This window comes from Erwinia sp. 009765445 (assembly GCF_058137865.1).
Genome location: NZ_JBYUWC010000013.1, coordinates 124455 through 148645, shown reverse-complemented (window position 1 = coordinate 148645; position 24191 = coordinate 124455). Strand labels below are relative to the sequence as shown.

Sequence of the window (24191 nt, the reverse complement as noted above, 5' to 3'; positions counted from 1 at the left end):
ATTATTATCCCGGGGCCGGTGTTCAGTGTTGAAGAAGAGTTTGTGGCGGATAAACGCGCTTCGGCAGCCAGGCGGTCAGCAGCACTAATAGCAGGGCAAAGCCGATAATCAGCAGATAGGCATCGCTGATGCTGAGGATCACCGCCTGGTGTTTGACCAGCGTGGCAAAGTGACTCAGATTTTCCGTTGAACTGACCGAGCCGTCTGGCAGCAGCGGTGTCCCCGCGCTGGCGCTGGCTGCGGTATCTGACGTCATCAGCCACGGGCGGTTGCCCAGCTGATCGACCAGAATATGTGAATGAAACTTCTCCCGGTGGCTCAGGAAGTTCCCGATCAGGCTGCTGGCCGCAACGCTTGAAAAACCGCGCACGGTGTTAAACATCGCCGAGGCATAGGGTCCTTCCGGCGGTTGCACCACGCTGGTGGCACTCATCAGCACCGGCAGGATCAGCATCGGCTGACCAAAGGCCTGCAGTAGCTGGATCAGCCAGAAGTTCTGCCGCGCCCACTCATCGGTCAGCTGCATCCCTATCAGGCAGGAGACGCACAGCAGCGCCGCGCCGCAGGTCAGCATCCAGCGGCAGTCAATCCAGCGCCGATTCAGCAGCGCCGCCATAAATGGCGCAATAATAAGTTGCGGCAGACCAATCGCCAGCGCCAGCGGCGCAAACTGTACCGTCCGGAAGCCTTCAACCTGGCCGAAATAAGCCGAAGGCAATGCCGAGCCGGAAAGGGCAACCAGCAGCACGCCAGCCAGTACCAGCAGGCCATGCGTCAGATTCTTGCGCTCCAGCATCTGTAACTTGAACAGCGGGAGGGGGTGATACCACTCGTTAATAAAGAAGACGATCAGCAACGCCGCTGAGGAGAGCAGCATGGCGATAATCAGCGGCGAGTTCAGCCAGTCCAGTCTCTCTCCCTGAGTCAGCGCCAGGATCATCAGCGCAATCCCGCTGCAGCCAGTCAGCATGCCAAACAGGTCGATTTGCCGGAAACGCTCCAGCCGCACCGGATCCTGCGGTAGCCCTTTGGCGATCAGCAGGCTGGCGATGATCAGCGGTGGGATCACCTGCCAGAATACAAACTGCCAGCCGACAGAATCCGTCCAGAATGCTGCCAGCGAAGCCGCGATATTCGGTCCGAAAGTCGCGGTCAGTGCATAGGTTGCCAGCCCATAGAGTTTGATGGTTGGCGGCAGAAAACGCAGCGCCACGGTCATCAGCAGCGGTGGCAAAGCGCCACCAAATATGCCCTGAACTATGCGCAGGCCGATAAACAGTGATGGCGTGGGCGCAAAGGGTTGCAATGCACCGGTCAGCGCAAAGCCGCATGCCACTACCAGCGCAAAACGACGCAGTGAAAAGGTGACGGCAAACCATGGGGCGACCATCATCGCCGCCACTTCTGCAGCCTGATAGGCCGATGTGATCCAGCTGGCCGTGTCGTAGTCGAAGCCGATCGCCGCGCGAACGTCAGCCAGCGCCAGGTCGGATACGCGATCGTTTAATCCCGAGGTCAGCGCCGCAATCAACACCCCAACCAGACCCAGTGCCAGGCGCAGGGTAAAAGGATGAGGGGCTGGGGCCGCTGCGGGTTGGGCATTCATGGCAGGTGCTCCGCAAAGGAATGTTATTTAATGATGCACTGTATTGCATGGTGGTACATTCGCAGAGATATTACATCGTGATTAAGTGTATTGCAATGTGATACAGCGTGCTGTCAGGTGGAAATAAGTGCTAAAGTAGTGGCATCAAGCAAGGAAGGAAACCTTATGTCTGAACCCTCAATCCTGCGTGAAGATGAGCGAACGGGTGGAATCCAGGTCATCTCACGAGCGGCCAGAATTCTGAATGCGCTGGGCGATCGCCCGGATGGCATGAGCCTGGGCGAAATTGCTCAGGTGGTCGATCTGCCCCGTTCCACAGTACAGCGCATTGTTGGCGCGCTGGATTCTGTCCAGCTGGTGCGTAGCCATGGTGCCGGTGGCGTGCGTCTTGGCCCGGCACTGCTGCGGCTGATTGCCACTGTGCATACCGATGTGGTGGCCATTGCCCAGCCCTGGCTGCAGGCGTTAAGTGATGCAACCGGTGAAACGGTGTCACTGGCCCGTGCCAGCGGCCTGCAGCTGGCGATCGTGCATTACGTGGTCGCCGACCGTGAACTTCGTGTGGTGCCCCGCATCGGGCTGAACCTGCCGCTTTACAGTACCTCAGGCGGTAAAGCGCTGCTGGCGCTCGATACGGATGAACAGGCGAGGGCGCTGGTTGGCGATGCCTATGAGGCAATCACCGATCTGACCGTCAAAGCGTTCCCCGAGCTGCTGGAGCGGTTGCAGGAAATTCGTCGCACCGGGCTTTCCTATGACCGGGGCGAGACGCTGGAAGGGATCTCCACCATGGCGGTGGCGATTGATACCATACTGGGACGCTTTTCCATCAGCTTACTGGTCCCCTCTACCCGTTTTCAGAAGCATGAGGCGCTCTACCGTGAAGAGATCCTGAAATGCCGTGAAGCGCTGGTGGATGAGATAGGCAAAGCGGCCTTACGTGACTGACCGGAGAGGGATATGAAAAAGCTATTAGTCGCTGTAGATAATTCCGTTATTGCCCGCAAGGTGACATCGCTGGCGGCTGAGCAGGCCCGGGCGCTGGAGGCGGAAGTCGTGGTGCTGTGCTGCGTGGATGTCAGTTATGCTGCCACCACCGGGACTTATATCATCGAGGCCGGAGAAGATCCTGGCGATTTTGGCAGCGCGCTGGATGAGCAAAATACCGCTGAAGCGGCCGTGCGTCAGTCGCTGGCTGAACTCCAGGGGGCAGGGATCGCAGCCACCGGGCGGGTTGTTGCCGGTGAGTCGGCTGAAACCATCGTGGCGCAGGCGAATGAAATTGGCGCGGTGATGATCGTGATGGGGCGCCGCCATCTCTCTTCATTTAACCGCCTGTTGAAAGGTTCGGTCAGTGCGGCGGTGATTGAACGCGCCAGTTGCCCGGTTCTTGTTGACGTGCGGGCCGACTGACTCTGTTATTCAGGGTCGTAAAACGTGGCCCTTTTGTCCAGGAAACTATTTTGATTTACTCCCCTGTACTAATCTCTTTTCTGGCCGCTCTGGCCCTGATCTTTATTCTTATCCTGCTGCAAAAGCGCGGTGTCATCAGCAAGGCTATGGCCGTGGTGCTGGCTTTTGTGCTGATAGTTGTTGGCAACTATTACTATTTTGCGATGAAGCTTCCCCGGCAGCAGCATGAAGCCCGGATGGCCGCTGCGCAGCAACGCTTCAGCGGGCTGCCGGTGTATCGCACGCTAAAAGAACAACAGCCTTCGCTTTATCAGAAGCTGGACCGGGAATATCTGGCCGCTCTCGACGAGGGATCCAGTGAGGAACAGGCGCTGGAGCGGCTGCGTCCGATGCTGTCTGACCTGCTGAATCAGCGCATCAGCTCTGCCAGCGATGAAGCTCTTCATCGCTATATGGCGATCTCGCTGGAAGAGATGAAAACCCTTCGTCAGCAGAATGCGGAACTGTGCTTTAAATTTCTGTTTCCGCAGGTCGGGGGAGGAGTGAACACCGCTGAGATTTTTCCTGACGATTTGCGCGACCGTGAGATGCAAACCATGGACTATTTCCTGCTGAACAGCCGCGGTGCTGAACAGGCCAGTGATATTGAACGCAGCAGAGCCGATCTGCAAAAAATTGTGCGTTCGTTATACAGCAAATGGGGCAGCGCGCTACAAACCATGAATGCTCCGGCGGAACCGGGGGCAGATAAAACCAAACTCTGCGACATGACAATCGATCTTTACCAATCTGTGCTGGCACTTCCGGTTAATAATTCGGCGGGCGTATTACGTATAATTCTTGCCGGAAACGCGAATTAAGAACGAAAAAAAGCCCGCTCGCCGCGGGCATAACATAGTGTTATATAAAATACTCTGGTGTCAGTCAGACATGTCGCTGTGTCTGAATGCATCATCGCATTCCTCTTCATTCCATGCCAGTTGGCAGCCTGAATTGATTCAATCGGTAAAATATTGCATTCACAAAGTAAAAATTGTGCAAATGCAGGCTTTTCCGATGGTGGTGGGAAGGGGAATTGCTATCATGCGGCACCGGAGAAAGGAGAGGAAAATGAATAAGGTCATTACTGGCGCACTGGCCCTGACCATTGTGTTGTTGGCTGGCTGTACTTCCAACAAGCCGGGTGCATTTGAGAAAGTTGATGAGGATCCTGCGGTAAATACTGTGCAGTATCGTTTTAATCCCACCACGGTTAATAAAACAGCGATGGAACAGGATGTGGAACGCTACTGTACGGAACGCGGGTTTGACAAGGTAGAGCCGATTAAACCGCAGAAAAGCCGGGTGCCGGGGTTAATGAAAGTCTGGTATCAGTGTAATTACAGTATCAAAAGTTAAAAAATAAAATGGGCGAGAAAATTCCCGCCCAATGTTTTGCATTTCTTTCTTATTATATTGCCGTGTGCAGGCTTTGCCCGCTTGAGGGTGAAAGCGTATCACCCTCTTATAATACCTTGCTTACCAGTGGTGTGGGCCAGGACCGTATCCATGATGTCCGCCACCATGATAGCCGCCGCCACCGCCGTGATGCCAGCCCGGTCCTCCGCGATATCCGTCGTGCACAATACATCCGCTCAACATCATCATTACGCCCAGAACCGAAGCTACTTTAATTAGTGTTTTCATTGCGAATGCTCCTTCACTTTTTTAATGACTACAACTTTACTTTTAAAAAGTGGAGGAATGATGCCGCTTTTGTAGAGTTATTTATGCAGTTATTTCAAAATAATTCAGTGAGGATTATCCTATGCCTGTTGGAATAATCATAAATAAGATAAGGACTAAAAAAAAGCTTTTTAATCCGGAATGCTCTTAATTTTCACAGCTGACCAGTGAGCTGTATAGGCTACGTTTAAATTCACGCATGGTACGGTAAATGCAGATTTATGCAGTAAACTGGGTCTGTCAGTCATTCAAAGGAGAAATCATGCGCTATCAGGTAAACAACGTACTGGCGGCTCAGGCGGAGCTTGGTGAGTGTCCGGTCTGGTCGGTCAGCGAGCAGGTGCTCTATTTTGTCGACATCCTTGCGCCAGCGCTGCACCGATTCCATCCGCGCAGCGGCGAACATAAAGTGATGCTCGTGGCCGAGCACATCGGTTGTTTTGGCCTGAAGGAAGAGGGCGGCTTTGTGGCAGCGCTGCGGAGTGGCGTATGCATGCTGGATAGCAAAGGGCAGATCGTTGAGAGAGTCGCACAGAATCCTGGTGAGGCAGAGCGCAGCCGGTTTAACGATGGACGAGTTGACCGTTTTGGCCGCTTCTGGTGTGGCAGCCTGTGGGAGCCGCAGGACCGTAACGGCGGCAAGCTGTGCCGGCTGGATGAAAACCTGCAGCTGACCGTGCAGGCGGAAGACATCAAGATCTCCAACGGACTGGCTTTCTCCCCGGACAGCCGCTGGATGTATCATACCGATACGCCAAACGGCGTGCTGTACCGCTATCCAATGAATGAGCAGGGAGAAATTGGTCCGCGTGAAGTGCTGCAACGTTTTGTGCAGGAGCAGGGCGGCCTGCCGGATGGCGCTGCGGTGGACAGTGAAGGTTTCTACTGGGCGGCGATGTTTGATGGTTCCAGAGTGATCCGTCTGAATCCGTCTAACGGTGAAATTGTGGATGAGATCCCTTTACCGGTTCGCTGGCCAACCATGGTGGCCTTTGGCGGTGAAGATCTGAAAACGTTGTATATCACCAGCTCCAGAGAGGATCGCACGGAGCAGGAGCTGGCAGAGTATCCGCAGTCCGGCGATGTGTTCGCCGTCCGGGTTGAAGTGGCGGGGATTGCTGAGCCATTATTTCGCAGTAAACAGGTTGTCTGAGAGGCTACACCAGACTGACTGCGAGGATAACACTGTCTGGCTGCGAGAGTGGCAGAGGCAGGGGATCAAGCGTCTCGCGCCATGGGCGGTGCGAGACGGGATGCCATCCATGGCGTTTTTTGCGTCTTAATATGCGGTCCGTCTTACCCGGGCCACACCATTCTTGATTTTCCGACTTCCAGGTCTGTAATCCTCAGGCATGTTGCAGGGTTTTCTTATTCTCCGGCGTACTATTGGGCAGACGAATGGTCGCCGACATCACCAGCGAGATAGCCAGCAGTGCCAGAATCAGGCTGAAGGTTACGGTAAAGCCACCAAACAGCGAAGCAATCAGCGAGCCCATCACACTGCCAATCCCGAAGCCCAGGTAAATCAGGCCGTAGTTTTTGGTCAGATTATTCAGGCCAAAGAAGTCGCTGACCAGCGAAGGATAGACCGTAATGGTGCCGCCAAAGCTGAAGGCAACGCAGGCGATTGAGATAAAGAAGGTGGTTTCGTTCATCCGGCTGAACAGCAGAATACTCATCCCGGCCAGCGAAACCACCTGTGCCAGAGTAATCACCCGGATACGCGCCATTTTATCGGACAGCACGCCCAGCACCAGACGGCCACTGAGGTTAGCGATGGCGATAATGGTAACCGCATTAGCGGCGGTCTGGGTGGACAAATGGACCAGCCCCTCACCAATATCTTTCGCCACGCCGATCACATACAGACCGCTCATGCAGGCAGTCAGGAACATCACAGCCAGCATCCAGTACTGCGGCAGGCGGACCGCCTGAGCCAGGGAGAAATCACGTGCGCTGGAGTTGTGGCCCTGTTTTGCAGTCTGCTGCTTCGGTGCATCTTTCATCAGCATCGCGCCAATGATCACCATCACCATCGCCAGACAACCCCAGATGATAAAGGTGGTTTCCAGGCTATTCACGCTCAGCAGGTAGCTACAGATAAATTTAAAGCCCAGGCTGCCCAGGCCGTACGCGCCGATAGCACAGGCGGATATCACGCCTTTACGCTCCGGGAACCACTTCACGCAGTTGGAGAGCGTCATCAGGTAACCCGCTCCGTCGGCCAGGCCGACCAGCACGCCCGCGCTGAGATAGAGCATAAACAGGTTACTGGCATGAGCCGTCAGGAAAAAGCCCAGTGCCATCAGTACGCCTGCGCCAATGCTGACGTTACGAACACCAAAGCGCTCCTGCAGTTTACCCGCCACTGACGAGGCTATCGCCAGGCCGAGGCTCAACAAACCAAAGGAGAAAGCTACCTGGCTGACCGGCGCATCCAGCTTGTGCGACAGCTGGCCGTTGAACAGGCTCCAGGTATAAACGGAACCCAGCGCGAACTGGGTGATGATGGTGCCGATCAGGGTAAGCCAGCGTGTACGGTTAACGCTGTTGCTGACGGGTTTTGTGCTCATGGGAAGCTCCCGGGGAAAGTTTAAGAAATTGAGCACAGAATAAATCCGCTCTTTCGCGCGCGGGGAGATTAAGGCATGAACTGCCGTCAGGACGGAATGAAATGCCGCTGAGCGGGTATGAATGGCGATGCAAAATGCACCTGATGCTGGAAAAGCGGGCATTGTTGCCCGCTTGATGAGAATTACTCGCCTGCGGACAGGCGCATATTGCGCAGATCGTTACCGGTTGGCGTCTGATGGACTCTCAGACCAAATTCCGGCAGCACGGCAAAGATATGATCGAAGATATCCGACTGAATTTTCTCATAATCCAGCCAGACGGTGGTGTTAGTGAACACATAGATCTCCACTGGCAGCCCGTCGGTTCCCGGTGCCAGCTGTCGCACCATCAGAGTCATGCCCTTATGGGTGTGAGGATGTGCTTTCAGCCAGGCTTCCAGCCAGGCGCGGAAAGTCCCGATATTGGTCATCCGGCGACCGTTAAGTGGCGTGGAGAGATCGCATTCCAGGCTGGCATTCCAGGCCGCGACTTCCTCATTTTTTCCTTCCAGATACGGCGTCAGCAGCTGCGCACGTTTCATCTCAGCAATGTCCTCCTCATTGAGGAAACGGATGCTGGTGGTATCAATATTGATGCTGCGTTTGATGCGGCGACCGCCTGATTCAGACATGCCACGCCAGTTCTTGAACGAGTCAGAAATCAGTGCGTAGGTTGGAATAGTGGTGATGGTGTTATCCCAGTTTTTCACTTTCACCGTGGTCAGACCGATATCAATCACCGCGCCGTCCGCGCCGTATTTCGGCATATCCAGCCAGTCGCCCAGCTTCAGCATGTTGTTGGCGGAAAGCTGAATACCCGCGACCAGACCGAGAATCGGATCTTTAAACACCAACATCAGCACGGCTGTCATCGCGCCCAGCCCGGTCAGTAGCACCAGCGGCGATTTGCCAATCAGCACCGAAATCACCATCAGTGCGATCAGCAGAGAAGCGATTAGCTTCAGGCTCTGGAAAATGCCGCGCAGCGGGAGTTGGGTGGCAAACATGCTGTTTTCAGACAGGCCCAGAATAAGATCCAGCAGCGAGTAGAACATCAGCAGGCTGAAAATCATCATCCACACCTGGCTGATCACCATCAGCACGCTGAACAGCGGCTCGTGGCCCTGCAGGAACATCTCCAGCTGGATCTGCAGCAACACGCCCTGCATCAGCAGCGCGAAACGGCTGAACAGTTTGGTATCAATGACTGACAGAGGCCACTGACGCGACGATTTAGCGGCAAAACGCCGAAGGAAAGGCAGCGCGATGCTGTGCAGCAAACCGTGAACAATCAGTGAGATAACTAAAATAATAGCAATAATTGCAGCCAGCGTGATCGCTGGTGCATACGGTAAATCGAAGGTGGTAAGCCACCCGAGGATATAGTGATACATCTGTTTTCATTCCCTGTGTTGAGGCTGTTCCAATGACTCTGCCGACTCGGTTCAAAAGCCGGGGCGGGGAGCATAACGTGCCAGGAAGTGCAAAATCAAATCGCGATCCCTCCATTCCTCAGGCCACTGCTCTTACTCAGAAGCGGTAAAAAGCGCGATTATCTTAAGGTTTTGGCGGCCAGAGTCGATAACCAGAGGAGGTGATGGCTAACAATCACGCAGTCCCTCCCTCTTATCTCTGCAGTCGGATAACGTCTTTTATTTGTGGGGTAGTCACTATGCCGGGGATTCCAGTTCGTCTGTCAGGGAAATTGACATTTGGCGGCGTTACGATGCTGCTGTTAACCATTGTTATTGTTTACCTGGCTATCTCGCTGCGCGGCCAGCCGCGGGTGATCGAGGCCAGCAACAGTCTGATCCAGCAGACTGGCGAAAATATCGTTGGCCAGCTGAATCAGCAATTGATACGGACCGAAGGCGAGGTAGTCAGCCTTGCGCGTCTTGCTGAAGTTTTGCCGCATCAGGAAGCCTTATTCAAAGGCGTGCTGCCGCAGATTATCGACAGCAAAGGTGACAAAAGTATTGCAGGCGGCGGTATCTGGCCAGAGCCGGATGCTTTTACTCAGGGCGTGGCCCGCCGCAGCTTTTTCTGGTCACGCGGTGCTGATGGGGCGCTGGTTTACTCCGATGGTTATAACGATGCCAGCGGAGGCGGGTATCACAATGAAAGCTGGTACACCTCAACCAAAGAAGCGTCGCGAAATAAATGCAACTGGTCAGAAGTTTACCAGGACCCGGTTTCCAATGTGAACATGGTGACCTGCAGCGTTCCTTACACTCAGGGGGATAAGTTCGCTGGCGTGGCAACTTTCGATGTGCTGCTGGATAATCTTTCCGGATTTATGGAACGTAACGGCAATCTCACTGGCGGCTATGCTTTTGCGCTTGATCAGGCTGGCAACGTGCTCTATTTCCCGGGCAGCAAAGACAAAGCGCTGAAGAAATTCAGTACGCTGGCTACAGAGCAGAAATGGCTGACGCCGGTGCAACAGGGCATCAGCGGATTCAGTGCCAGCCAGAGCAGCAGCACGTTAAATCATATTCAGGATGGCGTGCTGCAGACCGGGTCGCAGATTACGCTGTTCAGAATGCCAGCTACCGGCTGGATCATCGGGCTTGTCACGCCGGAAAACAGAGTCACCGTGCTGGCGCATAATATTATGCAGGATATTTTCGTGGTGCTGATCCCGGCACTGGTGCTCCTGTTGGTGGTGGGCTGGCTGTTTGCCCGCCGCATGACTGCCCGTCTGGAATCAACCCGTGCCGCGCTGGATGAAATTGCTCACGGTGATGGCGATCTGACCCGCCGTCTGGATACCGCCGGTAAAGACGAGATTGCCGACATTGCTGTCTCGTTTAACCATTTCGTCGATAAAATTGCCGGAGTAATCACTAACGTGCAGGCCAGTGGCGTGAACGTGGCGGCCAACGCCAGCGATCTTGCCGAAGGCAACCAGGCGCTGTCGGCGAAAATTGGCGACCAGGCTGCAGCACTGGAGCAAAGTGCCGCAGCGATGGAGCAGCTGAATGCTACGGTGCAGCAAAACGCCGAAAATACGCGACTGGCAGATGCCTTCACCGAGCAGACCGCGGAGATTGCCCGCAGCAGCAGCGAGGTGATGCATCAGGTGATTGAGACCATGGCCTCGATCAAAACCTCATCCAGTCGCGTCGGTGAAATACTCAGCGTGATTGATGGCATCGCCTTCCAGACCAATATCCTGGCGCTGAACGCCGCAGTAGAGGCTGCCAGGGCCGGAGAGCAGGGGCGAGGCTTCGCCGTGGTAGCCTCTGAAGTTCGCGCACTGGCGCAGCGAAGTGCCGCAGCCGCGCAGGAAATTAAAGCTCTGATTGGCGAATCCGATACTACCGTGCTGGCAGGCAGCAAGCTGGTGGAAGGTGCCGGGCAGAAGCTGGAAGACCTGGTCAACGATGTGCTGAAAGTGAAGCAGGTTGTGGGTGAGATCCGCGTGGCAGGAGATGAGCAAAGTAAGGGAATTGGCGAGGTGACGCAGGCCGTTTCGCAGATGGAGCGCAGCATTCAGCAAAACCTGCTGCTGGTCAACCAGACCGCTGAGAACACTCATGCTTTGCGTACAGAAGCCTCACAGCTGGCGCAGGACATCTCTTCCTTTAAAGTTGCCTGATAAATTCAGACTGCACCGCCGGTGCAGTCTGAATTTATCTGCCGGACGAAAAGATTTATTGCCTGCCCCTCAGTGCTTTTTGTCATCACTCGGGCAGAGGATCTCTTTCAGGATGCTTTCGCGCTGTTGGGGAGTGAGATAAATCAGTCCGAAGAGCTTATGGGGATGGCGTTCCTGCTGGTACATCGCCCGCAGTTGTTTGAGGTAAGTCAGGCTGTTGTTCATGGCTGTCTCCTGTTAAGTACACAGACAGCCTGAACCTCTAAACCCGGTACAAACAGTGTCGGGTTTAAAATTATTGTTCCGGGTTTATGCTACTGAATATAGCTGCGAATGGCGTCAGCAATCGCTTTATTTGCCGGACGAGCATCACGGTGCTCGGCCTCTTCGGCCACTTTCTGCAGGTATTTATTCAGCTTACCGCCGGTCGGCACGTTGCCATAGGCAATCAGCATCTGCACAATATGCCTGAGAGCAAGGACTTCCACGGTCAGGCGCTCAACGACAGGATCTTTATCTGACATATATCACTCCACTACCCAGTTGGTTCATCCATTCAGAATAGTGAAGAGTGTAAAATTCAATCAGTGGAATACAGCAAAAGATCGGCGGTAAATCGTTGTTAGCGGTTGCTCACGAAAGATACAATACCGCTCCGGGCGTTTTCAGCAGGATGAAGAGCTCTGCTGAGCTGCTGTCAGACACGTCCTGATGCTGCGCTGGACTACTGAACATCATCTTGTGGACTCTTTTAAGCTGGTGCCAGACCAGAATGGCGGAAACAGCCAGCGAACAGTTATTATCGCTGCGGGTGCAAAGTAGAGTGTAATGCCACTCCTCATCCAGTTCGTTGGAGAAGAACTGCACCGATTCGGCTGGCAACAGCGCACGGATATCCGACAGCAGGAACTCGCTAACGCTGCGGGTCAGTCTCAGGGTGAAGGTGGTCAGCATCCGGACATATCCTTGTTGGAGTGAGCAAAAACCTATCTTAATCAATTCGGGGTGAAGTTCAACGCATTAAACTTGCCGCTGAATTTGACTAGTGATGTTATCTGCGGCGGAATATTATCCGCTAATACGGGAGAACCCATGAAGAAAATCATTTTACTGCTGTGTGCCACAGCAATAGCGGGATGTGCCGCTGAGGCGGAAAAACCGGCTGCGCCGGCGAAGATTGGTATGGCAAATCCGGCCTCTGTCTGGTGCATCAAGCAGGGCGGCAAGCTGGATATGGTGAACACCGATAAAGGGCAGGTGGGTTACTGTACGCTGCCAGGTGGTGAGCGCGTGGAGGAGTGGACACTCTATCGTCGTGACCACTGACAATCTTTTCATGCTGCTTTTCCATTCCCCTGTCGGGCTGCGCTTTTGTCCTGGCAGGGTTTGACCGATCAGGTTTTACTGAGGGTGTAGCTCTTCACCTTGCCATTATCCAGCTGAACAGTCAGCGTCTTGCCCTCGGTGGTACTCATCGCGTTAGCCTGGCTGTAAGACCACATCATAAGAATATGATTTTCCGGATAGGGCGTTTCTGAGGTTGGCTGACCAAACAGGGAAATTAAGTCCTGGCGGGTAGTGGCGCCATACTGGATTTTAGCGAGACTGGCATCGTCGAAATTCTTACCGGAAGAGGAAGAGCAGCCGGAAAGCACCAGCAATATCGCGAAAGCGACAAATCGTTTTTTCATTTACGCCACCTTTTATTGAGTGCTGCTATCGTAGCAGAGGAGCGGTGCGGGCGCTCAGAGGATTAAACTGTTATTTCCTGGTGTTACCAACGATGCAAAAATGATCCACCTCAACGGTTGAAAACGGATCCAAAGGTTACTCTGCTCCCCGGATAAAGGGGAGCATATGATCACTTTTGAGAAAGTTATGGAAATTAAAATCCTGCACAAGCAGGGGAAGAGCAATCGGGCAATTGCCTGTGAGCTGGGTCTCTCTCGTAATACGGTCAGACATTACCTTCAGACGATGGCTGAACCTCCTGTCTATTCTTCGCGTCCTGTGGTTCCTTCCCGGCTGGATGGTTACCGGGATTATGTTCGTCAACGGATATATGAGGCACACCCTTATAAAATTCCGGCCACGGATATTGTCCGGGAGATTAAGAGCCGCGGTTATCGGGGCGGAATCACTATTCTAAGAGATTTTATCCGCACGCTGAATACGCCACCGGTACCGGAACCGGTGGTTCGTTTTGAAACCGAACCCGGTCAGCAGATGCAGGTTGACTGGGGCACGATGCGAAACGGGAAGTCCCCCCTCCACGTCTTTGTTGCCGTGTTGGGATACAGTCGCATGCTCTATGCCGAGTTCACCGACAATATGCGCTATGAAACGCTGGAAGCCTGCCACCGTAATGCCTTCGCCTTCTTTTGGTGGCGTCCCCAGAGAGGTGCTGTACGACAATATGAAAACGGTGGTACAGCAGCGCGATGCTTATCAGCCGGGGAGCCACCGTTTTAATCCTTCACTCTGGCGTTTTGGCCAGGAGATGGGTTTTTCGCCACGTCTTTGTCGCCCATTTCGGGCTAAAACCAAAGGCAAAGTAGAACGAATGGTGCAATACATTCGCAACAGTTTTTATATTCCACTGCTGACCCGCCAGCGATCGTTGGGGAACGTTCTGGATGTTGTCACAGCAAACCAGGAGGCCCTGAGCTGGCTGCAGGAGGTGGCTAACTGTCGTCATCACTGCACCATTGGGATGCGGCCCTGCGATCGGTGTCAGGAAGAGCAGCAGTCAATGCTTTCATTACCCCCTAATAATAAACATTTCGGCACGCAGAAAAGGATGAAGAGCGTCTCGTGCTGCTTTCCGCTTCATTATTCGCTGCCCGTAAACGAACCCTCCTGCTACGAGGTTACCTGGTAATTTAGCTAATCTGTCGACTTGATGTTTTTTAGAAAAAAGGAATTAAATTAAATGAAATACAAAATTTTCTTCATGATGATTATTTGTTCACAGCTGGCAGGCTGCACCACGCTCTATTACAGGTGATGGCTATGCGTATATTTTTATTTTCTGCATGCACGCTATTATTATCGGGTTGTATACAGGTCTATGGGCCCGTCAAAGAAGGTGCCTCTGCAGCTTCCCAGTCGGCTGCGGACATGGAATCTGGCGCCGGTGCCGGTATGGATACGGTCAAAATTGGTAATCGCAAGCCTGATGAAATATTCAATAATGCACTGGTGTTCTTGAAAGGCAAGGGAGTAGATATTACCGTTGAAGATAAGGGCACAGGGATTATTGCGGCCAATGGGGATGATGAGTCGCTGGCTTCAACCTGGCTGGATTGCTCTCAACTCCAGCAGACTCAGGGGATTCAGGAAAATTACCGCGTTGTTGCACAGGTCTGGAGTGCTGGTGAAGGGACAAACCTCGCTATTCAGGTTAACGGTGTTGCCGGGTTAATTACTGCAGATGGCAACGACAAAGTTAAACCGGTGGAATGTACCTCCACGGGCGTTCTGGAAAAGGATTTTCTCGAGGCGCTGAGGAAATAATCTGCATCAGACAGATTATCCTGGAAGATAAATCTGGTAAACGGGCGGATCATTTTTCAACTGATGACAAGGCCGAAGTATGGATCTGATTTGTAGCGATGTTGACATGAACCAGATGTCGACCAGACTTAATTGACTGGAAGAAAAAGGAGAGAGATATGTCGCAGCACAATACAAACGATAAGCGTGACAGGACCAAAGATAAACATCCTGCGAAAGATAACCCAAATGAACATGGCGAGATACCACGCACTCGCGATGACAGTGAGGATCACAAAAAAGATCCCTGGCAGGACAAAGGGAAGTGACGTGGAACACGGGTTGCTTACTGACGGGGTATTATCTGGCAGTCACAGCCGTTTTCGTCAGGTAAGAAAAAGAGGCAGCAGTCAGATGGAATAGCGGGTGTTTCAGGCCACCAGAAGTGGCCTGAGCAGCTTCACTCAACGGAGGGCAGGATCGTCTACTGGGGTGGGGTCAGTCCAGACATTAAAATGGTCCCTGCAGGAATCGTTAACGTTAATCAAGTGGTTGAAATTAATCTAAATAAAATTATATTAATTTTTTGATACCCCCAATTGTACCCCCAGTTATATTTGTGTCACTTTCACCCTATATGGCCCTGTCTTCTGTAAATCCACTATATTGCTCTGGCTTTTGAAAAGAGTATTATCACTACAGGATTAAAATCTAAAGGGAAATTTATTGTATGAACGGACGCGCTCACGCCCCCATGACGTTGCATCCCGACCGCCTTTTTTCCTCGGTCGGCACATGTGGCACCAATGCACCTGCCGAAGTAAAAAAGCTCCAGCAAATGGTTTCAAATGCAGGCTACCAACAGGCCACCGGACGGATGTTGAAAGTTGATGGCTTATGCGGGCAGGGTACGATCGAAGCTATCCGCTGGTATCAGCGCCTGTTGAATATGTCGCCTTCAGGTCTGGTTGCACCCACTGACTCGTTTTTTATGCAGGCGCTGAGTCACGCCTTAAGTCCGCACTGGCGACCAGGTAATACCAGTGGTCCGCTGCATGTTCATGAGGGACAACTCACCTTTGATCGGGAGGGGGCGGACTATATCACCGCCGTCGAACCTTTCAGGCAGAAAAAATATCCTAATTTTTCTCGTATTTTGCACTGGCCCGAACTGGCAAATTCGGGAGTAACATTGGGGCGCGGTTATGATATGGGTGGGCGCAGTTCAGGAGAAATTTACTCCACGATCAGACAGGCAGGTATCGAAGAGTATAAAGCTGTTATCTGTTCAAAAGCTGCTCACCTTAAAAGTCGACAGGCTGAGCAGTTTGTCAGGGTATACGGGCCACTGGTGGGCGAAATCACCCATCAGCAACAAATCCATCTCTTCGAAATCGCCTATAAAACAAAACTGAGTGAGGCTCGTAGTTTTTACAGCCGGGTGGCAAAATCCATACCCAATGCTCCCGCCTGGAATGCTCTGGACATAAAAATCAGAGATGTAGTGGTCGATATTTTTTATCAGGGTGTTCATAACGCGCCCGCACTGATGCGGGCGGCGATTGCTGGCAAAAACGCCCTGGCAGAACATATTAAAAACGATCCTGTGTATATGAGCTATGAAGGTCACAGAAAAAGATTGGGGTATTTACGATGAAAAAATACGTGATTACACTGCTGGTGGCTTGTTTGGCACTCCCTCTTACTGCCAACGCTACCCTGTCATGGGGAGCTGAGCGTGATATCTGTTTTAAGCAAGAGAAAACGATTCCGCTGGCCTATGACTGCCTTGCGAAAAAAAAGGATGAAAGCAACAGGAAGCTCGACGCTTTAATTTCGGAAACGGATAAACGGATCAAGGCAAACAACATTGGTCCATTTAATGGCAAAGAGGACGCTAAAGAAACCTCAGGCGATGTTTACAGCAAGAGATTTCTGGCAGCGCAGGAGAAATGGAAACAGTATCGACAGGAGCTGTGTCTTGCGGTTGCCACTGAGATTGATGAAGATGCCTATGATTACCAGTCCTACCGCGATCAGTGTGAGATAAACCTCAATAAACGGCATATGGAAGAGATCAATATGATGGGGCTTCCACCTGTTAGTTGAGTAAGTAGCGGGGTGGGGAATATTCCTATTTGAAGTTCCCATTCATCGTGGGCTGCTTGAAGCTGGTGGGAAGGGATGCCGGTCACATCTCACAGGGCAGCTTTGATGTTTGGCCGAGAGTTGATTTGATAGGCGGCTAAGTACCAAGAGCGGACATTAATGCCCTACATTATTTACTCAGCTACAACGTAGACATGCCTTTTCTGATGGCAATCACTGCTATAAACTGTTTTTATTGGAGCAATTCTAAATCACTAAAAAAAGCGCCTCTCTGGAGGCGCTGAATTTTTAGGTACGGCGCTTCTTAAGTGCCTTAAAATACGTTTCCAAGTTAGTTACATCCTGTTCGACTTCTTCATAACGAGGGCAGTCTACAGCCAGTCCAGTTGCGTTATCATGCCCATACATGAAAGTGCTACATTTTGACATCGCAGCATTAATTATGTCGTTATCGTCAGAAGTTATGTCGTCAATAATTTCCTTAAGACTTTGTGTTTTTACTTCTCGTGCAAAACGCTCTACCACTTTCCTCAGTAACCATTCTTCGACAAGACGCTCCCACGTTTCGCGCATTAGATTATAAGTATGTTTGGCCTGAAATTCATATCCAGAATCACCAGACATTTCCTTTTTTTTGAGCTCCGGTAACAAGTTCTTTAGTAAACCTACTCTTGATGCTGTGTTTTTGGCATCCCAAGGTGGTTCTGGGAATGGAAATCCAGCTTTATTTCCATACTTAGCAATTGAGATAAGATTCAGTTTTGAATCAGATTTCTGGCTTGCTTCTTCAAGCATTTTAAGAAAAGGCATATCATGTGTAAAAATAATCACTTGCCTAGTTAAAGATTCTTTCACAATGCGCTCAGAAAACTTTCGACGCCACTTATGATCAAGTGAATTAATTGGGTCATCAAAGATGATCGCTGACTTTCTATCATCGACAGTTAGCTCTGCAAGAAAACTAGCAAGAGCAACACATTTTTGTTCACCTTCACTTGCTACTTCTACAATCCCGTTTTCCTTACCGGTTAAGCTTAGCCTCAGCATTTGCTTTCCACGTAAACCACGAGTTACAGTGCCAATATCTAAGTTTTCAAATCCAAATTTTCTCAACTCATCTTTGAAAGCGTTCTGAAGAAGTCCAATTGAACCACTTCTAGCTATGGTGCTGGTTAAAGTAGTAATTGAGGTAGACTGGCAAGAATTTAATAAATTACTGTATAGTTTTAGTTTTTTATGCCGTGTTATCTCTGCAAGAATGTTCTCCTTCGCTGAAGTAAACAACCTTCTGTCCTCTAAATCTTGTATTAAAGCTGCTAGTTCTTCAATCTGTTTAGCCAATCCTTCGTTAGTTGCTACTGCGGCCTCTTTCTTCTTCCAAGAATCAATTTGACCATTTATCCAAACCACTGAATTGAACTTAACTTGAATAAGGGTAAAGTCCGGTTCTGATTTGATAAGATTATTACGTAAGGTTTCAAGGCCTGAATTAAGGGCAATAATCTCATCCGCATACTCAGGGTATTGTTCTTGGATCACACCCATTGCATGTTCATAGGGTTTTAAATCAAAGCTTAGTAACTTAATATTTTTAATGAATGTGTCAAAGATCGTCTTCGCTTTTTTTTCTTCAACTTGAGTTTGGTTTAGAAGATAATCATTGAATGATTTTAATTTTAAAGCCGCATCCTTTGATACTGGTTGCAGGCAAGTAGGGCATGGATCGCCTTCACCAGGTGGAAATGCAAGTCCAGCATTATAAGTCTCAATAAAGGACTTAACGTGATTCCACATTAATGTCCATTCAGGAGAGCAAATACCCAAAAGTTCATGTCCATCTAACGCTTGAGTACGAGCAAGTATTGAAGCTGCTTGTTTGCCTTTATAATCGTCATATGAGTTCTTAATTGATTTAAAAGATTCTTGATCTAGTTTGGACTGAAGCTTTGTCAGATGGTCTAGTAGGGGCTGTAAAATTTTGCAACGGTCACTGTAAGATTTGCGAATCTGATCTGGCGTACTTGTTTTAAGTTTAGCTAATTCAATATTATGAGATTGAATGGATTCTTCAATGTCCTTACTGATGCATAATGCATCTACATGTTCGTCTTTTGTTTTATCAGAAAGACTAGAAACAAAGGCCAAAACTCTGCTACCGGATCTAAATGTCGGCAACGGAGCAGCTATGGTATATGGTCGCTTTTCGTTTTCAATGTTTGACCGAACGAATTCGCAGGCTAGCATTAACTGTGATAGCAACATCATACCTGCTGGTTTGTATTCAATTATGTCTTCTCCAGCGATATAATGATTCGCGGAAGTATTATCAAATATACGAATTGACTTAAGATCTTCGAAGGCCGCACTTGATAATTTCCAATTTATATCATGCTGTTCTTGACCTATCACTATGGCTATTTCTGCTGCGGGTTCTCCTCTTACCTCTCCATAAATATTAGATAGGATCTTCGGAGTGTCTCCACGAGTAAGACAAGCATTTTTTAGGATTTTTGCATAACTCGACTTACCAGAACCATTGTCGCCATAAACTGCTGTTAAACCAGTTATTGAAAATATAAGCGATGCATCATCTACCAAAGCAGAAACGTTACTTACGTTACTTATACTCTTTAAGAAAACCGCATTTTTCTCTTCCCCAAACCCAGCCAGTTTTAAAGGTGCGATGTAATTGACATAAGACTCGGACGGAGCCTCAAGACCATGTTCCATCTTGGCAACCGTTAAAAGAAGCTCAAAATCATCCCTATTTAGCTCTCCCTTTTCAGCAGCTAATCTGATTGCATGAAGCCACCAAAAATTTTTTTTCAAGCTGTTAGCCCAGCCAACAACGCTTTCAAACGACATCTTAATCCTCCACTGAAGTGCCTTCATTGTATGAAAACTCACCATAGCAGTAGAGATATTAATGAATAAATAATTATTTGAGATTTTTTACAAAATCAGCATGTCCGTTCCTCGCTCATAGCAGCCCATGTGCTTTTAACTCAGCCAGAGCAGCGGGCCAGTCTGGCTAAACAGCTGGGCTTGCTATACCCCATCTTTTTATTCTTTCCCGTTAATCTCCACATCAGAAAAACCATGCTTTTTCAACAAATCGGCGATGGCCTCATCCAGTAACCTGCTCTTAGGAATGCGGGATTGTTGCGCCAGTTTATCGAACAGCGGAACAAGGTGGTTTTGTAACGATGATGTAAATCTTTTTCGGTTCTTGAGAAAGGGTTCAGCCATTTTACACCTGCCTTTTACTAAATCAATTTAGGTAGTGTAAGTAACTGCCACATAGATGATAGTGGTTGAAGATAGGCACTATATAGTGCATATTAATGGTGCGCTTTACAGTTACCAGGAAAAGGAGGGTACAGATGGAGGAAAAACAAACTCTGCCTGATATGCATCCGGCAGATATTCTGGCGGCCCTGAAGAAAAACGGGACCAGCATGGCTGAACTTTCCCGTAACAGCGGGCTGGCATCGGGTACGCTTTCAAATACCTTGAGAATGCGCTGGCCGAAAGGGGAACGGCTTATCGCCGGAGCAATAAATAAACGGCCTGAGGAAATCTGGCCATCCCGCTACAGTCTTTAAACAGGTTTATCATGCTCTGAGGGCCATTGCTGGTGGCCCTGCATGACGCTTCGGCCATCATCTGCTTGTGTATTGACCCTTCGAAACGTTTCACATTAAAAAAGTGTTCACTGTGTTCATCTCTGCCAGAGTATCAGGCTGTATCAGGTCTGATGCTGTGAACAGTAGTGTTCAGCACTATCCAATACTGTTATTTTCCCGCTCCCGGTAAATCGATGTACAGGGGGGGAGTTGATGAACAGTCTGGAAATAACCCATCACCCTTTAACTATCTAATTATTAATGTCTTTTTTTTAAATGGATAGTTGTGAACAGTAAAAGTCAAAAGTTTTAACTGGAGCATTATCTGTTTTTTGTCAGGGTGATTGTTGAAGTCACGCAGGGAAGCCATTCTTCTGCGCTTTCGGCCAGTACCAGGTTATAGCGTATTCCCGCTTTCGTTCTGGCTTTTTTAAATTGAGAGCCATATTCCGCCATAACTTTTGGCAATTCCTTACCGAACCGCGTAAGGGTTAAAGGCCGTTCATAGCCATGCGCCTCCAGCCAGGAGAGGTAGGCGTGATAAAGATATATTCTCGGCGCTCTTGGCACGATATTTTTATTCCCCATCATCATCCCGTCCGGTTCATTGAGTACCCTGATGTGCTCACAAAAACTATACAGCGGATCGGAAAGGCATTTGATGTTCATTGCCTCTGTTGAATCACGCTGGGCGATCAACAGACTTCTGGCGCTGTTCTGCTCAGTAAAAGTAGCCAGCAAAAAACGGATTATTACTGGCAGCTCCAGCGCGATTTTTTCTACCAGGTGGGGGTCTTTATCAGAGTCAGCTACCGGATGATCAAACGAAAATATAACCCGTCGTCTTGCAATACCGCCGTTGCGTTCGGTGAATGCCATGGGTTCATTATTTGTTGCCAGCACGATGGCCCGCAGAACCGTTGTGAACGGTTTCTCATACTTCGGGTCTATTTCCACGCGGTCACCGCCTGTAACCGCTTTGATACCTGTTCCTTCGCCGCTGTATTTAGGCTGATCCGGCAGGATAATCAGGTTTTTTCCGACAAACTGAGCGCGGCCACGAGCCTCGTCCAGAGCTTTCATATTTCCGCTGGCGGTGTTGTGTTCTCCCACCAGCATGGACGCAATCGCCGTAAAAACGGTTTTACCGCTGCCACCTTCACCAGTTACTTCAATGAATAACTGCCAGTCAAAACGATTCGCCAGCACCATGTAAAGTGCAGCACAAATCCTCTGCATCTTCGCCTCATCATCGCCAGACACATGGCTGAGCCATTTGTGAAAAAAAAGCGCATTTTCCCGTAGATTTTCGCCGGGTACGGCGGGAGTAAATAAAACGTCGTTATGATTCAGCAGCCAATTTTCAGGGCAATGAGGAAGGAATATATCAGCGGCAAGATCATAAACACCATTGGAGAACCCGATAAGCTCCGGGCGCTGCATTTGAAGCAGGGGGATTTCCAACTTCATTGCCTCCACGCTGTTGTTAATTCCGCTGATGCTATAGTTCACTTCGTTCTCTCTGTAGAGCAGTGCCATTTCTCGCCGTAAATCGCTGTCCAGAACTTTCTCCCAGACTGCACCGTTATAAACAAACACGTTCTGACTTTCAGGAAGCACGACAATATGCCCATAACGCGCTGCCAGTAACCGTCCTCTCTGGCTGGCCGCCATTTGCGATAAATGACCGTCAACAATCTTTTGAGACTGAAGGATCAAACTTTTTGCGTTTTCCGCCTCCGACTTAATCCGGTTTAGTTGCCCCGTCCAGTCCTCAAGAAGTTCATGGGATTCGGAATAAAAACGGGCCTCACTAACGTCCGCCAGCGCCAGCTTATGAACGATGGCGGTTATCTGTAACTGGCTCAATGCGCCAGCACGATAAACACGCACACAGCGCCGTCTCTCATCAACGATCTGGAGTTTGTCTAACTCCAGCAACCGTTTTTTATCCAGCGTCACAGGCGGTACGTTATCGCCCGCCTCGTTATACCCCATCCAGTCTTTCGCATGATGCCAGGCATCCGCTCCGGCAAAAATAATGACTTCGGCCATTGGGTCCTGGGGAATTTTTTTTACGTTCGGCGCAGGTTTCATTTTTTGCCCTTCCTGACCATGATCTGGACAGAAATATGCCCGTGTTCGCGCTCTTCCCTCGCGCGCGCGCGTTTGTCGCATCCAAACAGGCGTTTTAGGGGGCGTCGAATGTTTTAAACCAAAACCGTTTTTCGCTGGATGAGAGGTGTGGATTGAAGACATATCAACCTCCGTTCTGGCGTGATTCATCGATACGCTGATTGATCCAGTCGTCAATCTCACTTTCGATAAAAGCTATCGACCGCGCACCCACTTTAATGGATCGGGGAAAACGCTCCTGACTCATTAAACGATAAATCCAGGCTTTGCTGTAACCGGTACGGCGTTGCACTTCAGGAAGGCGGATTAAGGTAGTGGACATAGGTATAACTCCCAGGTTTGCTTGTGGCTTACTGGGGTAGAGTCACACCTGGGGTGGTCGAAATCTTGACTAAAAACGATAAGGGGCCGGGTTGAGCCATTGAGGTCTTAAAGTTGTTATTGAACAATGAGTTATTTAATATGTTTTTTCAGGGAACGGTAACCTGATCATTTGTCTGAACTGTCAGGCCTGACTTTTTCCCTGCTCCAGCTCATCCAGATAGTCGGCATACCATTGCAGCATTTCCCGGCGACCATCGAGATATCCGGCGTGATTATAGATCCCGCGAATGCTGTTTTTATCAGCATGTGCCAACTGCGTTTCAATCCAGGCGGAGTTAAAACCCCGCTCATGAAGAATAGTGCTCATCGTGTGCCGGAAACCATGCCCCGTAACTCTGCCAGCATAGCCAATTCGCTTGAACACCTGATTAATACTGGCTTCGCTCATGCATTTCTGTGGAGCATTACGACCAGGAAAGACTAAGGGGAAATGCCCGGTTAACTGTTTCAGCCGTTTAACGATGGCAACAGCCTGAGAGGAAAGGGGAACAATGTGGGGGCGGCGCATCTTCATACGTTGAGCGGGTATTTCCCAATGGGCATTTTTAAGGTCGAATTCACACCATTGTGCCATTCGCAGTTCGCCAGTTCTGACTCCCGTTATGATCAATAGCCTGGCAGCGAGAATGACCATTTCGCTTCCTGACCAGGCGGTGAGGGATTTGAAGAAACCTGATAACTCGCTGGCATCCAGTGAGGGATAATGCTTCGTTTTATGGCCCTGCATGGCGCTGATTAAATCCGGGGCAGGGTTGTAAGTTGCTCTGCCCGTAACGATGGCATAGCGGAAAACTTCAGAGCAGCGCATACGGGCTTTTTTTGCCTGCTCGGTGGCACCCCGATCCTCTATCTTTTGTAAAACGCTTAATAACTCCAACGGCTTGATTTCAGCAATTGGTTTGCCACCGAGATCGGGGAAAATATTGTTCTTCAACAGCGTGAGATTTTCCGCACTGTAAGCAGGAGACCAGGTTTTACTTTTGCTTCCATGCCATTCAAGCGCGATTTCCTTAAATGTGTTTTCAACCGCTGCTTTCTGCGACTGCCTTATTGCCTGCCTGGCTAAAGAAGGATCGCCACCAGCAGCCAGAATTTTTCTGGCGTCGTCCCGTTTTACCCTCGCATCCGCTAACAATGTGTCGGGATATACCCCCAAAGCAAGCAGTTTTTCCTTGCCTGCGATGCGGTATTTTAAACGCCAATATTTAGCACCATTAACATTTACCAGAAGATACAATCCGCCGCCGTCAGCCAGTTTGTAAGGCTTATCGCGGGGTTTGGTCTTATCGACCTGGCGGGCGTTTAGTTTCATTGGGGGTATCTCAATCAGACCGAACAGAACCTACCCCCAAATATACCCCCGATACCGTATAGATTCCAGTAGACGAAAAAAGACATCAGAATAATGACGAGTCACAGTAAAGCCAGTATTTACGGGCATCCAGCGGGTTAAGTAGGCTTTGGTAGAAGAGGGTAGACGTGGG

25 protein-coding genes and 1 pseudogene are annotated in these 24191 nt (G+C 50.2%); 13 read left to right on the top strand and 13 right to left on the bottom strand.

The features are described from left to right. Nucleotides 1–22: 22 nt before the first annotated feature. On the bottom strand, nt 23–1606 hold the full coding sequence (locus AC3Y5R_RS15755) for an MFS transporter (RefSeq protein WP_489922124.1): 1584 nt from the start codon (nt 1604–1606) through the stop codon (nt 23–25). A gap of 165 nt (nt 1607–1771) precedes the next feature. Between AC3Y5R_RS15755 and AC3Y5R_RS15750 the strand changes: the two genes are divergently transcribed. The 4 genes from AC3Y5R_RS15750 to AC3Y5R_RS15735 all read left to right on the top strand — a co-directional run bounded on the left by AC3Y5R_RS15750 (nt 1772) and on the right by AC3Y5R_RS15735 (nt 4417). After that, the gene (locus tag AC3Y5R_RS15750; protein ID WP_489922123.1) at nt 1772–2554 is read left to right on the top strand and encodes an IclR family transcriptional regulator; all 783 of its coding nucleotides are present in this window, start codon (nt 1772–1774) and stop codon (nt 2552–2554) included. 12 nt (nt 2555–2566) lie between these two features. Then, nucleotides 2567–3019 carry a universal stress protein gene (locus AC3Y5R_RS15745; protein WP_489922122.1) on the top strand — a complete coding sequence of 151 codons (453 nt, stop codon included), beginning with the start codon at nt 2567–2569 and terminating at the stop codon, nt 3017–3019. Between the two features lie 50 nt (nt 3020–3069). After that, a complete protein-coding gene (locus tag AC3Y5R_RS15740; protein ID WP_489922121.1) occupies nt 3070–3879 on the top strand; it encodes a nucleoside triphosphate pyrophosphohydrolase family protein in 810 nt (269 codons plus the stop codon). A 250-nt stretch (nt 3880–4129) separates the two neighbouring features. After that, a complete protein-coding gene (locus AC3Y5R_RS15735; RefSeq protein ID WP_489922120.1) occupies nt 4130–4417 on the top strand; it encodes a hypothetical protein in 288 nt (95 codons plus the stop codon). A gap of 120 nt (nt 4418–4537) precedes the next feature. On the opposite strand, the gene AC3Y5R_RS15730 is transcribed toward AC3Y5R_RS15735, so the two are convergent. Next, complete coding sequence (locus AC3Y5R_RS15730) at nt 4538–4705, bottom strand: hypothetical protein (RefSeq protein WP_199257243.1); 168 nt, start codon at nt 4703–4705, stop codon at nt 4538–4540. A 301-nt stretch (nt 4706–5006) separates the two neighbouring features. Between AC3Y5R_RS15730 and AC3Y5R_RS15725 the strand changes: the two genes are divergently transcribed. Continuing rightward, the gene (locus tag AC3Y5R_RS15725; protein ID WP_489922119.1) at nt 5007–5897 is read left to right on the top strand and encodes an SMP-30/gluconolactonase/LRE family protein; all 891 of its coding nucleotides are present in this window, start codon (nt 5007–5009) and stop codon (nt 5895–5897) included. A gap of 193 nt (nt 5898–6090) precedes the next feature. Here the strand turns inward: AC3Y5R_RS15725 and AC3Y5R_RS15720 are convergent, their stop codons facing one another. Together AC3Y5R_RS15720 and AC3Y5R_RS15715 are read right to left on the bottom strand one after the other, a co-directional pair. Continuing rightward, nucleotides 6091–7317 (bottom strand): L-lactate MFS transporter, encoded by a 1227-nt coding sequence (locus tag AC3Y5R_RS15720; protein ID WP_489922118.1) that lies wholly within the window; start codon nt 7315–7317, stop codon nt 6091–6093. 182 nt (nt 7318–7499) lie between these two features. Continuing rightward, nucleotides 7500–8750, bottom strand: coding sequence for a mechanosensitive ion channel family protein (locus tag AC3Y5R_RS15715; RefSeq protein ID WP_489922117.1), 1251 nt, complete (start codon nt 8748–8750; stop codon nt 7500–7502). Between the two features lie 278 nt (nt 8751–9028). Between AC3Y5R_RS15715 and AC3Y5R_RS15710 the strand changes: the two genes are divergently transcribed. Next, a complete protein-coding gene (locus tag AC3Y5R_RS15710; protein ID WP_489922116.1) occupies nt 9029–10957 on the top strand; it encodes a methyl-accepting chemotaxis protein in 1929 nt (642 codons plus the stop codon). A gap of 69 nt (nt 10958–11026) precedes the next feature. Here AC3Y5R_RS15710 and AC3Y5R_RS15705 read toward each other — a convergent pair whose 3' ends face one another. The 3 genes from AC3Y5R_RS15705 to AC3Y5R_RS15695 all read right to left on the bottom strand — a co-directional run bounded on the left by AC3Y5R_RS15705 (nt 11027) and on the right by AC3Y5R_RS15695 (nt 11911). After that, on the bottom strand, nt 11027–11182 hold the full coding sequence (locus tag AC3Y5R_RS15705; protein ID WP_489922115.1) for a hypothetical protein: 156 nt from the start codon (nt 11180–11182) through the stop codon (nt 11027–11029). An 89-nt stretch (nt 11183–11271) separates the two neighbouring features. Further along, entirely contained in the window at nt 11272–11481 is a 210-nt protein-coding gene (locus AC3Y5R_RS15700; RefSeq protein ID WP_158782330.1) for a hypothetical protein, read from the bottom strand. 109 nt (nt 11482–11590) lie between these two features. Continuing rightward, nucleotides 11591–11911, bottom strand: a complete 321-nt coding sequence (locus AC3Y5R_RS15695) for a hypothetical protein (protein ID WP_489922114.1) — start codon at nt 11909–11911, stop codon at nt 11591–11593. A 138-nt stretch (nt 11912–12049) separates the two neighbouring features. Here AC3Y5R_RS15695 and AC3Y5R_RS15690 point away from each other — a divergent pair, with 138 nt between their 5' ends. Further along, complete coding sequence (locus AC3Y5R_RS15690; RefSeq protein WP_489922113.1) at nt 12050–12283, top strand: putative hemolysin; 234 nt, start codon at nt 12050–12052, stop codon at nt 12281–12283. A gap of 68 nt (nt 12284–12351) precedes the next feature. Here the strand turns inward: AC3Y5R_RS15690 and AC3Y5R_RS15685 are convergent, their stop codons facing one another. After that, nucleotides 12352–12648: a hypothetical protein gene (locus tag AC3Y5R_RS15685; RefSeq protein ID WP_489922112.1), complete on the bottom strand. Its 297-nt coding sequence runs from the start codon at nt 12646–12648 to the stop codon at nt 12352–12354. A gap of 166 nt (nt 12649–12814) precedes the next feature. On the opposite strand from AC3Y5R_RS15685, the pseudogene istA reads away from it, so the two are divergent. The 5 genes and pseudogenes from istA to AC3Y5R_RS15660 all read left to right on the top strand — a co-directional run bounded on the left by istA (nt 12815) and on the right by AC3Y5R_RS15660 (nt 16561). Then, nucleotides 12815–13838, top strand: a pseudogene (gene istA / locus AC3Y5R_RS15680) (IS21 family transposase). 131 nt (nt 13839–13969) lie between these two features. Then, nucleotides 13970–14473, top strand: coding sequence for a hypothetical protein (locus tag AC3Y5R_RS15675; RefSeq protein WP_489922111.1), 504 nt, complete (start codon nt 13970–13972; stop codon nt 14471–14473). Between the two features lie 158 nt (nt 14474–14631). Next, nucleotides 14632–14781: a hypothetical protein gene (locus AC3Y5R_RS15670; RefSeq protein WP_199257245.1), complete on the top strand. Its 150-nt coding sequence runs from the start codon at nt 14632–14634 to the stop codon at nt 14779–14781. Between the two features lie 401 nt (nt 14782–15182). Further along, nucleotides 15183–16109, top strand: a complete 927-nt coding sequence (locus tag AC3Y5R_RS15665) for a DUF8812 domain-containing protein (RefSeq protein ID WP_489922110.1) — start codon at nt 15183–15185, stop codon at nt 16107–16109. Further along, nucleotides 16106–16561 carry a lysozyme inhibitor LprI family protein gene (locus tag AC3Y5R_RS15660; protein WP_489922109.1) on the top strand — a complete coding sequence of 152 codons (456 nt, stop codon included), beginning with the start codon at nt 16106–16108 and terminating at the stop codon, nt 16559–16561. The genes AC3Y5R_RS15665 and AC3Y5R_RS15660 overlap by 4 nt, the downstream gene beginning before the upstream one ends. A gap of 288 nt (nt 16562–16849) precedes the next feature. Here AC3Y5R_RS15660 and AC3Y5R_RS15655 read toward each other — a convergent pair whose 3' ends face one another. Together AC3Y5R_RS15655 and AC3Y5R_RS15650 are read right to left on the bottom strand one after the other, a co-directional pair. Next, nucleotides 16850–19426: an AAA family ATPase gene (locus AC3Y5R_RS15655; RefSeq protein WP_489922108.1), complete on the bottom strand. Its 2577-nt coding sequence runs from the start codon at nt 19424–19426 to the stop codon at nt 16850–16852. Nucleotides 19427–19624: 198 nt separating this feature from the next. Then, the gene (locus tag AC3Y5R_RS15650) at nt 19625–19810 is read right to left on the bottom strand and encodes a ribbon-helix-helix domain-containing protein (RefSeq protein WP_267443897.1); all 186 of its coding nucleotides are present in this window, start codon (nt 19808–19810) and stop codon (nt 19625–19627) included. A gap of 134 nt (nt 19811–19944) precedes the next feature. Between AC3Y5R_RS15650 and AC3Y5R_RS15645 the strand changes: the two genes are divergently transcribed. Next, entirely contained in the window at nt 19945–20166 is a 222-nt protein-coding gene (locus AC3Y5R_RS15645; RefSeq protein WP_489922107.1) for a helix-turn-helix domain-containing protein, read from the top strand. A 342-nt stretch (nt 20167–20508) separates the two neighbouring features. On the opposite strand, the gene AC3Y5R_RS15640 is transcribed toward AC3Y5R_RS15645, so the two are convergent. From AC3Y5R_RS15640 to AC3Y5R_RS15630, 3 genes are all read right to left on the bottom strand, one after another. Next, nucleotides 20509–22284, bottom strand: coding sequence for a DNA primase family protein (locus AC3Y5R_RS15640; protein WP_489922143.1), 1776 nt, complete (start codon nt 22282–22284; stop codon nt 20509–20511). A gap of 163 nt (nt 22285–22447) precedes the next feature. Then, a complete protein-coding gene (locus AC3Y5R_RS15635; RefSeq protein WP_489922106.1) occupies nt 22448–22645 on the bottom strand; it encodes a helix-turn-helix transcriptional regulator in 198 nt (65 codons plus the stop codon). Between the two features lie 183 nt (nt 22646–22828). Then, a complete protein-coding gene (locus AC3Y5R_RS15630; protein ID WP_489922105.1) occupies nt 22829–24019 on the bottom strand; it encodes a tyrosine-type recombinase/integrase in 1191 nt (396 codons plus the stop codon). Nucleotides 24020–24191: the final 172 nt, after the last annotated feature.